At 41.7% G+C, this 12,133-nt stretch carries 15 protein-coding genes, 1 tRNA gene and 3 pseudogenes; all 19 read right to left on the reverse strand.

What is annotated here, in order from left to right:
- Positions 1 to 539 (reverse strand): annotated as a pseudogene (locus ACLOR3_RS08305) (CPBP family intramembrane glutamic endopeptidase); the annotation flags it as partial.
- A pseudogene (locus tag ACLOR3_RS08310) lies at positions 536 to 1,073 on the reverse strand (DNA-3-methyladenine glycosylase I). The pseudogenes ACLOR3_RS08305 and ACLOR3_RS08310, both read right to left, overlap by 4 nt.
- 174 nt (positions 1,074 to 1,247) lie before the next feature.
- A complete protein-coding gene (locus ACLOR3_RS08315; protein ID WP_126403787.1) occupies positions 1,248 to 1,847 on the reverse strand; it encodes a response regulator transcription factor in 600 nt (199 codons plus the stop codon).
- Position 1,848: 1 nt separating this feature from the next.
- Positions 1,849 to 2,946, reverse strand: coding sequence for a sensor histidine kinase (locus ACLOR3_RS08320; RefSeq protein ID WP_154858849.1), 1,098 nt, complete (start codon positions 2,944 to 2,946; stop codon positions 1,849 to 1,851).
- Positions 2,943 to 3,683 carry an ABC transporter permease gene (locus tag ACLOR3_RS08325; RefSeq protein ID WP_154858851.1) on the reverse strand — a complete coding sequence of 247 codons (741 nt, stop codon included), beginning with the start codon at positions 3,681 to 3,683 and terminating at the stop codon, positions 2,943 to 2,945. The genes ACLOR3_RS08320 and ACLOR3_RS08325 overlap by 4 nt, the downstream gene beginning before the upstream one ends.
- On the reverse strand, positions 3,652 to 4,569 hold the full coding sequence (locus ACLOR3_RS08330) for an ABC transporter ATP-binding protein (protein WP_154858852.1): 918 nt from the start codon (positions 4,567 to 4,569) through the stop codon (positions 3,652 to 3,654). Before ACLOR3_RS08330 ends, ACLOR3_RS08325 begins: the two co-directional genes overlap by 32 nt.
- Complete coding sequence (locus tag ACLOR3_RS08335) at positions 4,556 to 4,753, reverse strand: hypothetical protein (RefSeq protein ID WP_154858854.1); 198 nt, start codon at positions 4,751 to 4,753, stop codon at positions 4,556 to 4,558. Before ACLOR3_RS08335 ends, ACLOR3_RS08330 begins: the two co-directional genes overlap by 14 nt.
- On the reverse strand, positions 4,750 to 4,941 hold the full coding sequence (locus ACLOR3_RS08340) for a hypothetical protein (protein WP_014712940.1): 192 nt from the start codon (positions 4,939 to 4,941) through the stop codon (positions 4,750 to 4,752). The genes ACLOR3_RS08335 and ACLOR3_RS08340 overlap by 4 nt, the downstream gene beginning before the upstream one ends.
- 127 nt (positions 4,942 to 5,068) lie before the next feature.
- The gene (locus ACLOR3_RS08345; RefSeq protein ID WP_154858856.1) at positions 5,069 to 5,638 is read right to left on the reverse strand and encodes an SP0191 family lipoprotein; all 570 of its coding nucleotides are present in this window, start codon (positions 5,636 to 5,638) and stop codon (positions 5,069 to 5,071) included.
- A 160-nt stretch (positions 5,639 to 5,798) separates the two neighbouring features.
- Positions 5,799 to 7,463: a DAK2 domain-containing protein gene (locus tag ACLOR3_RS08350; protein ID WP_411400858.1), complete on the reverse strand. Its 1,665-nt coding sequence runs from the start codon at positions 7,461 to 7,463 to the stop codon at positions 5,799 to 5,801.
- 2 nt (positions 7,464 to 7,465) lie between these two features.
- On the reverse strand, positions 7,466 to 7,831 hold the full coding sequence (locus ACLOR3_RS08355) for an Asp23/Gls24 family envelope stress response protein (protein ID WP_006594986.1): 366 nt from the start codon (positions 7,829 to 7,831) through the stop codon (positions 7,466 to 7,468).
- Positions 7,832 to 8,155: 324 nt separating this feature from the next.
- Positions 8,156 to 8,344 (reverse strand): 50S ribosomal protein L28, encoded by a 189-nt coding sequence (gene rpmB, locus ACLOR3_RS08360; protein WP_001140948.1) that lies wholly within the window; start codon positions 8,342 to 8,344, stop codon positions 8,156 to 8,158.
- Positions 8,345 to 8,462: 118 nt separating this feature from the next.
- Positions 8,463 to 9,158: a LiaF transmembrane domain-containing protein gene (locus ACLOR3_RS08365; RefSeq protein ID WP_411400849.1), complete on the reverse strand. Its 696-nt coding sequence runs from the start codon at positions 9,156 to 9,158 to the stop codon at positions 8,463 to 8,465.
- Positions 9,159 to 9,162: 4 nt separating this feature from the next.
- Positions 9,163 to 9,609, reverse strand: a complete 447-nt coding sequence (locus ACLOR3_RS08370) for a LytTR family DNA-binding domain-containing protein (protein WP_411400847.1) — start codon at positions 9,607 to 9,609, stop codon at positions 9,163 to 9,165.
- A gap of 177 nt (positions 9,610 to 9,786) precedes the next feature.
- A complete protein-coding gene (locus ACLOR3_RS08375; RefSeq protein WP_411400845.1) occupies positions 9,787 to 10,098 on the reverse strand; it encodes a hypothetical protein in 312 nt (103 codons plus the stop codon).
- A gap of 328 nt (positions 10,099 to 10,426) precedes the next feature.
- Positions 10,427 to 10,499 (reverse strand) — tRNA-Thr (locus ACLOR3_RS08380).
- Between the two features lie 46 nt (positions 10,500 to 10,545).
- Positions 10,546 to 10,626 (reverse strand): annotated as a pseudogene (locus ACLOR3_RS08385) (GNAT family N-acetyltransferase); the annotation flags it as partial.
- Between the two features lie 94 nt (positions 10,627 to 10,720).
- A complete protein-coding gene (locus ACLOR3_RS08390; protein ID WP_195324749.1) occupies positions 10,721 to 11,506 on the reverse strand; it encodes an ABC transporter permease in 786 nt (261 codons plus the stop codon).
- Position 11,507: 1 nt separating this feature from the next.
- Positions 11,508 to 12,133: ABC transporter permease (locus ACLOR3_RS08395; RefSeq protein ID WP_412037141.1), on the reverse strand; the 626-nt coding region annotated here is incomplete at its 5' end.

A 12,133-nucleotide genomic window follows, 5' to 3' on the forward strand; every position in this document is an offset into this window, starting at 1 on the left:
CACTCTGACAAAGACAAACTGTGCATATGGATTAAAGCAAAGGTAAGTGCGACTATAAAGAGACTCAGCCAAGTAGGCAGACTTTTTCTCAAATATCTCAATAGAATTTGACGGAATAAGAGTTCTTCCATCAAAGGTCCAATGATGCAGGCAAAAACCGCTATCAGTAGTGGTTGTTCTTGAAAGGTGCTTTGAAGATTCGACTGATTTAGACTTTGTCCGTCTAGTCCCAAAAACTGCCTTAATATTGACGATAGAGATTCAAAGAGAATGGTCATGAGGAAAAGAAAGAGCCAACCTTTTAAAACTCCCAAAAAGAATTCTCTTTTAGTTTTTCTAATCTCATTCCATTGTTGAATCAATCTATCTTTGAACAAGAGAGAGCCATATAGAGCTAATACTACATAGACTAGATATTTTAGATAATTCGCAATGGCAGATGGCATCACAGAAGCCAGCAATTTATCGCCACCAAACACAAAGAGAACTGTATAGAGAATCGCAAAAATCAGAATTCCCTTATTTTTGTTAGACATTATTTAAGACCTTTCCATTCACAATCATTTTCATGGTCATCAACCAGACCTGCAGCCTGCAGATAGGACAAGACAGCGACTGGTCCAGTAAACTTAAAGTCTCGTTTTTTGAGATCCTTAGATAATGTCTCAGACAAGGCTGTTTTCGCTGGTGCTTGACTGTAGTCCGGGATATCATTGACTATGGTTTTTCCATCAACAAAAGACCAAAGATAGGTGTCAAAAGAACCATATTCCTTCTGGATTTTTAGAAAGACCTGAGAGTTGGTGCGCGTCGCAAAAATTTTAGCGCGATGACGAATGATAGCTGGATTATCTAACAAAGATTCTAGTTCTTCATCTGTCATGTCTGCAACAGGTTGAATTTGGTAACCATGAAAAGCCTCACGAAAGGCTTGGCGTTTTATTGAGTACCGTTTCCCAAGAAAGACCAGCCTGATAAGTCTCCATGCAAAACAATTCAAAAAGCTCTTGGTCATCATGGAGAGGTTGTCCCCATTCCTCATCATGGTATGCTACATAGAGAGGGTTGTTCATTTTGACCTAGCTACTCTCAATTGTCTTTGGATTGTCGAGCAAGACGCAGTGGTTGACTGGGCTCTACTACGCTGATTCCATCAGCTTTTACAGCCCTACTCAACTGTGCGGAGGTGGGACGACGAAATCGAATTCTAACGAATTACCGATTTCTGTCCCACTCTCTTTTCTTCCTTATAGCCAGCCCCTTTCTTGGGCAATCTTTGCTGCCTCGGTCCGGTTCTCTGCATCCAACTTGGTCAGAATGGCTGACATATAATTGCGGATGGTCCCGTTAGAGAGAAATAACCGATCAGCAATTTCTTGGTTGGAAGCTCCTTTGGCGACTTCTTTTAGGACTGCTTGCTCCTGAGAACTTAGAGGATTGGGATGGGTCAAGATTCCCTCCATTAATTCAGGAGAATATTCTTTTTGGCCTGCCAAAACGGTATGCAGGGTCCCCATCAAGTCCGTGATGCGGCGTTCTTTTAGAACATAGGCATCGACTCCTGCCTTGAGGGCCCGCTCAAAGTAACCTGGCCGCTTAAAGGTGGTAACGATGACAACCTTGAGCTGGGGTTGTTGACTTTTGGCCCATTCCAACACTTCTAGCCCTGTTTTGATGGGCATTTCAATATCTAAAATAGCAATATCGACTGGATGGGTTTCGAGTAAGCGAATAGCTTCTTGCCCGTCTCCAGCCTGCAAGACTTCTTCTACATCCTCTTGCAAAAGCAAGAGCTGGCAGAGGGCATCGCGCAACATACTTTGGTCTTCAGCAACTAATAAGCGCATCTTATTTCCTTTCTTGATAGGGGATTCGTATTTCTATGCGGGTTGGCTTGTGACGACGACTAATCTCTAACTCTCCTCCCAATAAGGCAATCCGTTCGCGGATTGAGTGCAGATCCTTATCGGAAACTTTACTAAAGCCGATGCCATTGTCTTCTGCGATCATTTCTACACCTGTCTCGGTAGAGCGATAAGAGAGAAAGGCTTGCGTTGCTTTGGCATGTTTGATCATATTAGTGGCCAATTCCAGAGACACCATGGCTAGAGCAGACTCTAGGATCGGCGAGATGCTGGCTGTATCGAGCTCATTCTGAATTTCTACTTTGACTTGCGCCACTTCTAGCATTTGCTGGACAGTTTCTAGCTCTCTTGCCAGGGTTCGCTGCTTCAAGTTCTCCACAATCTCTCGGACTTGGTGCATGGACTCTTGACTGATGGCTTGAATCTCTTGCACCTGCTCCTGCGCCTTCTCAACTTGACCCAATGCTAAGAACTGATCAGCCAGGTCTGCCTTGACACTGAGCATGGCAAAGGTGTGGCCTAGACTATCATGCAGATCGCGGCCAATCCGATGGCGCTCGTTTTCTGCCAGCAAGAGATTGATTTGAGCGTTTTGCTTGGCATGGTCAGCTTTCAGCTCTTCCACCATCTGAATCCGGATCATGCCATAGGTCATGGCATGGGTAAAAAAGAAAATAATGATTAAAAATACCCATTCATACTCCATCGCACTCTGTTTGAAAAAGATGACCCCAAAAAGCAGGAATTGCGATAGAAAAACTGTCCAAAGATAGGGAGAGCGAAAATTGCGAATCTCAAAGTGATAGACCAATAGGTTGCTGATGAAGAAATAAAACCAAAAATAGTTGGCGTTAATAAAAAGAGTATTTCCTGCTACATAGGCTAGGAGGTATAGCCAACAAATCCAGGTCAGCTTTTTGTTTTCAGTAATCAAGACTCCTAGATAGGAAGCAATAAACAAGAGGGCTAAAAAGAAGTGCCAGTAGGGGACCTCCCCTAATAAAATAGAGATAAAGGGAAAGCCCATAAAGACTAGGCTAGCGTAAAACATATAATGGATACGCTTGAGTTTTTCAATCATGAACGAACCTCAGAATGACGACGATAAACAATGACAAGGGTAAACAAGACCAGGGTAAACAAGGTTAAATAGACACTAGCAAGAACATGAATCTGTCCCTTGTTTAAAAAAGTCTTAATCAGTTCCATCAATTGATAGGTTGGCAGGCATTTGCCAATAGCTTGCATCCATTCTGGAAAGAGACTAATCGGCATCCAAAGGCCACCCATGACAGCCAACCCCATGTAAAGGAGATTGCCCACAACAGACATCAATTGACTAGAAGGAAGCAAGGTCAAAACCAGACCGAGAGCCACAAACGCTAGGCTTCCTAGGATGAGAATAAAGGCCGACAAAATCCAATCTTGTAGGGACATATTCACATGGCGCACCACATGGCCAACAGTAAAGACAACTCCAATCGATAGAAGAAAATCGACAAAGAGACCCACAACCTTTATTAGATAATATTCTACCATAGATACCGGGGTATGGCGCAAGACCTTTTGCCAATTATTGAGTCGATCGGTTTCAAGAACTGTTGGAAAAGAAAAGATAGCCGTAGACATCATAGAAAATGCCGTCATAGAAAGGAGATAATCCCTCATAAAGTGAGCAGGTGCTCCTGGCGTTTCCTGGTACATCCCTGAAAAAAAGAGATAAAAGGCCGTGGGCATCCCAATTGATAACAAGTAATAAATGGCTTGGCGTCTAGTCAAATGCCACTCAACCACGCCGAGAGCTTTCATGCGTTTCATCTTCTCTACCTACTTCCTTTGTATTTTCAAAAATAGAATCCAATAAACTTCTATTGGTCACTTCGATCTCTTGGATCGAACATCCTTCTTCCTGCAATCGCCTCCACAAACGATTGGCATCGCCTGTCACAACCTGAAGGGCATCGGGTTTGACCGTCACTTGACCAACTCCGTCCATCCCTGCCACTAGAGCTTGGTATCGCAAAGGCAGGGTAAAATGTTTTTCTACCTCTTCACTTCTCATAGCTAGTGGCGTCGTATCTCGAAGCAAACGTCCCTGGTGCAAGACCAGGATCCGGTCAGCTGTATGCTCTACTTCCTCGATGTAATGGGAAGAATAGACTATAGTCACACCTTGGTCCTTTAAATGCCCGACGATCTCCCAAAAGCGTTGGCGAGTGGACGTATCCATGGCAGCCGTTGGCTCATCCAGAAACAGAAGACTGGGACGACCAATCAAGGTCAACACAAAGGATAAAAGACGCTTTTGCCCACCAGACAGCTTACTGGCTAATTGCTTCTTTTGTTCTGGAGTAAAACGCAATAAATCATCGATGTCATTGACCGTTAAAGGGTTGGGATAAATGGAGCGAAAGAAACTGATCAGTTCCTGCACGGTTAGCTTTTGCACGATGGCATTCTCTTGAGGGAGATAAGAGACACTATCCTTTAACTGAGGATGACCAGGAGCTTTTCCTTCTATTTTAATGATTCCAGAAGTTACCTTCCTATCTCCTAGGAGGCAATCCATCAAGGTTGTTTTCCCAGCTCCGTTTGGTCCAATCAAAGCCAGGCAGTCCCCTCTCTCAACTGTGAAAGAAAGATCTTCTAGGATCACCTTCCCTCTGATACTTTTGTTCAAGTTCTCTACTCTAATGACACTCATAAGACTCTCCTTTCAACCAGGTTTGGCCAGCTGGAATGATGACATAGACGACCAAGGTCACTCCCCAAACCGTTTGGAAAAACCAGCTAGGAAAATGGGCAGAAAACCAGCCCGTCATTATCTCAGTTGCCCAAAGGAGCAAACACAAAACAGCTACCAATCCAATTTCAAGTTTCTTTTTCATTGCTCCATCTCCTTTTTAACAGCCTTGATCATCTTCAATCCTTCTTGGACCGCCCAGCTCATGATGCCAATCCCAGCAAATAATTCCCAAGGGAAATGGTAATAGAGACTATCATCCTTTGAAAAGATCAAATAGACGACCATCCCAACCACTGTTAACGTAAACACTTTATAGAACCATTGTTTCATTTTTCCTTACCTCTTACTTTCTGACTATATTATAGCGAAAGGAATAACAGGCCACTAGATGATTTTGTCACTGGCTCACATGACAAATGTCATGGGAAATAAAAAAAGGCCGGACAAGAGTCCGAGCCTATGGTGCTGGGGTTTCTTCTTTGAAACCATGGAGTTTTAATCCTGTGAAAACGGTCGATGCCTTGATGTCTTTCAGGTCACCGATACCAAGATTTTTAAAGTAAGATAGATCTTTAACCTTGTCCCAATCAATGGTTTCCATATCAACAGAGACTGTTGAGGCTAATTTTTTCTCTGGAGTGACCTTATATTCGATACTGAAGCCAGCTGTGTCTTTCAGAGCCTTGTATTCTGAATCTGACTGCAAACCTTCATTGATAATTTTTGTCATCTCTTCAGGACTTAGATTAGCTGAGTTAGTGGCAATTTTTTCTGGTAGGGCCGATAAAACATCTAACTTTAATTTCTGAACCTTATCACCTTTTGTCGTGATGGTGTAGCGATGTTGATTGCCATTGATTTCTGCAGTGAGAACCTTGGTTTCTTCCTTTGCCTCACTAGTAACAGTTTCACTTTTTTCTATCGAAGTAGTGGTTGAGCTTTTTGATGTTTCTGTGGACTGAGACTTAGTAGCACACCCCGTCATCACAAAAAGCAAAGCTCCTAAAAAGCAGATTACCTTTTTCATTTGCTTTTTCTCCTATTTCTATTTTTCTAAAGTATAACATATCAAACAAAAATTGTCTAAAAACACCTATCTAATCGCTTTCATAAAGCTTTTTTTATCAAAAAAAGGGCCAAAAAATCATTTTTTGGCTCTTTTTCCTGCTATTTTTGAAATTTTTTGATTATTCAACGCTAAACAAATATGGGTAAACTGGTTGATTTCCTTGATGAATTTCGACTTCGACGTCCTCATATTTGGCCATCAAGTTTTGAGCCAAGTCATTGGCTACTTCTTCTTTACCATCTTCACCGATATAAATCGTGACAATTTCACTATCTTCGTCCAACATCTTGTCAAAGGTTGCTGTCAAGGTTTCCATCATATCTGGATTGGAAACGACGATCTTACCATCAACCATTCCAAGATTGTCGTTTTCATGGATTTCAAGACCATCAATAGTGGTATCACGAACAGCTGTCGTCACACTACCAGACACAACATCTTCCAATGAAGCGCTCATGCGTTCGTAGTTTTCTTCGATCGACTTGCTCTCATCAAAAGCAAGAAGACTGGTCAAGCCTTGAGGGATAGTCTTTGTCTCAACAACTGCTGCTGGTTGCTCAATGACTTCTGCTGCAGATTGAGCCGCCATCAAGATGTTCTTGTTGTTTGGCAAGATAATGATGTTGCGCGCATTCAACTCTTCAACAGCTTTGACAAAGTCTTCTGTTGATGGGTTCATGGTTTGACCGCCAGAGATAATGTAATCCACTCCTTGCGCTTTGAAGATATCCGCTAATCCGTCCCCCGCAACGACTGCAATGATGGCATATTCTTTTGCTTCAGCTGGTTTCGCTTGACGTTCTTCTTTTTCAACTTGTGCTTCGTGCTGGTTGCGCATGTTGTCCACTTTTACTTTGACCAAGCTACCATATTTCAATCCTTCTTGCATAACAAGACCTGGATCTTCTGTATGGACGTGAACTTTGACGATTTCATCATCGTTGACGACTAATAGAGAATCCCCAAGATTGTTCAAATAGTTACGGAATTCGTCGTAGTCAAAGTCTTTGACATAGGTTGGACCTTGTTTCAAAGCGACCATAATCTCTGTACAGTAACCAAAGGTGATATCTTCGGTTGCCACATGACCTGCTACGGACTTGTGGTGCTCTGCGTTGATCATTTCTGACATGGTTGCCGGAGTCGCCACAAATTCTTCAGAAGCGATGAATTCTCCTGTCAAAGCTGATAGGAATCCTTCATAGATGAAGACCAAACCTTGACCACCAGAGTCCACCACACCGACTTCCTTCAATACTGGAAGCATATCTGGTGTCTTGGCAAGAGCTGTTTTAGCTCCTTCAAGGGTTGCACGCATGACTTCTACTGCATCATTGGTTGATTCTGCTTTTTTCTTAGCACCGATGGCAGCACCGCGAGAAACGGTCAAGATGGTTCCTTCTACAGGCTTCATAACCGCTTTATAGGCTACTTCAACTCCTGCTTGGAAGGCTGCCGCAAGAGCTGCCCCATCCAATTCATCCTTGTCTTTGACGCTTTGAGAAAATCCGCGGAACAACTGAGAAGTAATCACTCCTGAGTTTCCACGCGCTCCCATCAAAAGCCCCTTCGCAAAGATATTTGCTGCTTCACCAACAGTTGAAGCAGAGCGATCGGCTACTTCTTTTGCACCATTTTCAATGGTCATTCCCATATTGGTTCCAGTATCACCGTCTGGTACAGGAAAAACGTTCAATGAATTGACATACTCGGCTTGTTTATTTAAGCGAGTAGCCCCTGCTTGGACCATTTCTTGAAATAAACTAGTTGTAATTTTAGACACGATTATTCTCCCACAATTTTAATGTTTTGGATATAGACGTTGACTGTATCCGTTGTGATTCCAAGTTGATTTTCTAAACTGAATTTGACACGCTCTTGAATATTTTTTGAGACTTCGCTAATCTTTGTACCATAGCTCAAAACAGTGTAAACATCAACCGCAATACTTCCTGCTTCCGCTGTTTTCACAACGACACCCTTAGAGTAGTTTTCCTTACCTAAGAGAGCTTGGAAATTATCTTTAATCGCGTTTTTGCTAGCCATTCCAACCACTCCAAAAATTTCAGTGGCTGCACCGCCTACAACAGTTGCGATGACATCATCGGTCAATTCAATTTGACCATCTTTTGTATTGATTTTTACTGTCATAATTTCTACCTCAAAAGTATTTTATATTCTATTTTACCATAAAAGAGGGCGCGTGTAAAAGGGATACACCTTTCTCCTATCGGTTGATACAAATGTCCAAAAAGAGAAAAAATGAAGAAAAAAGAAAAGGGAGTGGGAAAGAACTTCGTAAAATAAAAAAAGTTGAAAAGGTTCCCCAAACCTTTTCAATTTTCCCACCCCCGCGCAGTTGATTAGGAAGTACGAATGTTTCAAACATGAGTAGTTCCAATCAACCACTGCGTCATGCTACTATTCCTATCAAAAGCGAAGGCTGGACACTTTATGCCCAGCCTTCTTTCTTTATTAAACGCGTTCTACTTTACCAGATTTCAATGCACGAGCTGAAGCCCAAACTTTTTTAGGTTTACCATCGATAAGGACAGTTACTTTTTGAAGGTTTGGTTTTACGGCACGTTTGGTTTGGTTCATCGCGTGTGAACGGTTGTTTCCTGATACAGTCTTACGACCAGTAAAATAACATACTTTAGCCATTCTGTTTTGCCTCCTATTAGATCTAATATTACGGATGTGCTAGCACCACATACCGTACTATATTACCAAAAAAACTTTCTCTTGGCAAGACCTTTGAATAAGTTTTTCTTAGATCGGCTTATGAAAAGTTATTCTCACCTACATAGATGATTTCTAGATTCCCCAGTGAGACCTCTCCGACGATGTAAAAGTCTTTGCTGGTTAAATTGCTAGGATTTTCCTGGTGTTGGATGGCTGACAGAGAACTTTCTACATTGACATGAACCCGCCAGTCGCTCGGGACATAGAGACTCAAACTTCCAAGGGAAACATCCACCGCAAACTGAGCTGAGGGTCCTTCGATCCGGCAATTGTCAAAATAGATAGAAGCTTCTCCTAAGCTCACATCCGCACTCCCACCCGTAAAATTCTGATCATTCAAATACTTGGTCACTGTAGAGAAGGAAACATCGATGTCATTGCCAGCAGTTTGGGAAGATGTTCCTGCTGAGTATGAGTTCCAAGTAGCTTTTGCTTTTTTGGAAGGCTTGAAGAGAATATTGAGACCGATCACCGCTAAAATAGAAGAAAAGATGACCACCGAATTGGATACTGGAATAAAATGGTATTGGCCGTTAAGGGAGAAGAGGGCCAAAATCCCATATAGGAAGCCCCAACCAAAGTGGCGCTTCAAGAAACTAGAGAGGGAGAGGACTGCGAGCAAGACAACCCAAGCCAGCGTCCAAATACTGATCTCCCATTTTACAAAATAGCCTTGTAAGAGCACCAAGGCTGCTAGGAGGATTAAGAAAATCCCAATTAATTTTTTTTTCATTTTGTTACCTCATTTCCTTTAACCGTTCTTTTAAGAGTTGATAATAGTGTCGGGACACGTGTACCTGCTTATGGGTTTGATAAAAGTTTACTGTACTGGTTCCTGAAAAAGATTTTTCGATAGCATAAATCTGCTTGGTATTAACGATGGTCGACTTGGAGATGCGACAGAAAGCAATCGGCAAGATTTCTTCCAATTCGTAGAGTTTTTGACGGACCTCATATGCCTCTTCTCTGGTATGCCCATAGATCTTTTCACCATCTGTTTCAAAGAAGAGAATTTCTGACACATCTACAAAGTACTCGCTTCGATCCTTGTAAAAGGTCAAGGGCGTCATTTTTTGCTCCAAGATCAACTGTTGTAAGCGGGCGACATCCTCCGTCAATCGAGGAGCCCGAATGATCATTTCTGGCTCATCCATCTCAGGATCTAATTCGATGCGAACTTTCATAGGACTCCTTTCTTAACCTTTGTTAGTAACATTATAACAGCTGTTCAAAATCTTACAAGACCTTTTCGGTAAGTGGTTCTTTTCAGCCCCTAAGTGGTACTTTCAGACAGCTAAAAAGGACTCGGTCTGAAGAAATCTCTTCATACCAAGCCCCTGAAGCGAATAGAATTGGAAGCATTATTTTTCTTTTGGTGCGTCTGGAAAGAGAAAACCGAGACCAAGACAAGCCAAGACACCCGCAGTAATCACGACCCCATTTGAAATCGGAAGAAGGTCATAGATGGCATTGGCAATGATAAAACCAATGATGGCACAAATCAAGCTGGACTTGTAGTCTTTCTTGAGTGCATTTTCAAGCGTAAAGAAAGCAAACAAGACAACTGGAACCAAGGGCCAAAGATTGGCATCTATTTTCGGATAACCAACCATACTAAAGGTGATGACGGCAATAGCTGCAAGGATAAATCCAAAACCAATTAATTTTTTCATGATACTACCTCTTTTTATAATGTTATCAGAAGACTAGCTTCTTTTGATAAACCTACTATAACAAACAGAGGCAAGGGTGACAAGGAAATTTGGATAAGCGGTCAAATTATCGGACTATCTGGTTACATGAACATGAATAGGCCAGATGAACTATCCATATTTAGGGGATGGTTCCCCTCCTTCATGAAACCATTCCAGTCCATGACGATTGAGAAAAGCAAAGATGAGTTTGAAAACTTTTAGAATCATTTGGTACAAATTTTGATACAAAAAGTAATACGACATCAAAAAAAGCCCGTCACAAGGGGCTTTGTCTTGTATCATTTGATGCCGAATGCAGGGATCGAACCTGTGACCTACGCGTTACGAGTGCGTTGCTCTACCAACTGAGCTAATTCGGCGATTACCTTCTCAGTATAGCACTCTGATAGCGGATGTCAAGCACTTTTAGTTGATCTTTTTAATCAAAATCTGACAAGGATTTTTAAGATCCCATAGTTGAGGAAAAATCTCTAATTTTTTAAAACCTCAGCGACAACTGCCATTTTTTGCTCTTCATCCTTAACTTCTTTAATAACAAGCATCATAAGTTCCTTTCTTGATTTTAGTCTTACTTTAGCTCTTACGAACCTGCACTTTCGTATGCATCTAATCCCCTATCCCAGAGTTTCAGAGAGATGCAAAAGAAGATAATAGAAATCAAAAGCAAACCACCAATATTAAAGAGTCCATCCTTGCCCTGCAAGAAATAGCTGGCAGGATAGTAGGCCGTAAAGGCGAAAGGTACAATAAAGCTAATTAACCAACGAAGGAGCGAATTGTAAATGGAAATCGGGTACTTGGCAAAATCATTAAACATATAGAAAATGTAAATCATGGCACCTGACTGCTTGGTCCAAAAAGCGATACTGGCTGTTGCAATTTTCAAGGAAGTATAAATCAAGGTCGCAAAAGGAATACAAACTAGAAAAATCAGGAATTTTGGAAGAGTCCAAGCAATGCTAGTCGCCGTTGTCGCTAGTAAAATTCCACCGACCAAAAGTTCACCCAAGGCATCAATCTGAAAGGTCTCAACGAGGATGTGAAAGAGAGGATTGATAGGACGAGTCAGATACTTGTCAAACTCCCCTTTTCGAACTAAGCGTTGACCTAGTGCCCAGAGATTGTCAAAAAAGAGGTGATCTAATCCCTTTGGAATTAAGGAAAATCCATAGATAAAGGCAATCTCTTGAAAGGTCCAACCTTCTAGCGAGGGGATGTGTTGAAAGAGTACATTGAGAAACAAGAGGTTTAGGCCTTGAGTCAGAAAGACTCCCAACACACCAACCACAAAATCAACTTTGTATTCCATGATTTGCTTGATGTATTGTCTAATAAAAATCAGATGCATGCGTTGATATTTTTTCATACTAACCTCCCTGAATGGTGATAAATGACTGGACTCGTTTCCAAATCAACTGAGACAAGCCCACCATCACTATAAGCCAGAAAAGCTGAAGCAAAAGTGCTTGAAGAATCTGACTGGCATCGTATTTCCCAACAATGATCATAACCGGAGTGTAAATCAAGGATGAAAATGGCAAGAAGGAGAGAATATCTGAAACCACCTTTGGAAAAAACGTCAAGGGAATCAAACTGCCAGACATAAAGGCCACTATGGAAGTCTTGAGTAGATTGGAACCCCATAAATTTTTAAACACAAAGGCTGAAAAACCAAAACAGATATTAAAGAAAAAGTTAATCAGATAAGCCAGAGTCAAGCTAAAGAGATAAAGGACAGTTAATCCCAGCACTTCTACAATCCCTTGACCAGATAAGATTTTCATCAAAACAATGACACTTAAAAATGGCAGTCCAACAGAGATAAAAATCAACCACTTGGAACCAAGCTCGGTGAAAAGATAAGAGGTCGAAAAATGGACTGGTCTCAGCAAGCGCATGATAATAGAGCCATCTTTTACCTCATCACCAATCGTAAAGGAGCTATCAGACCTGGTCAAAAGATTGGTCACAAAACTCATGATGATGTAGAGGG

It is taken from the genome of Streptococcus intestinihominis, from assembly GCF_046824975.1.
Taxonomy (GTDB): domain Bacteria; phylum Bacillota; class Bacilli; order Lactobacillales; family Streptococcaceae; genus Streptococcus.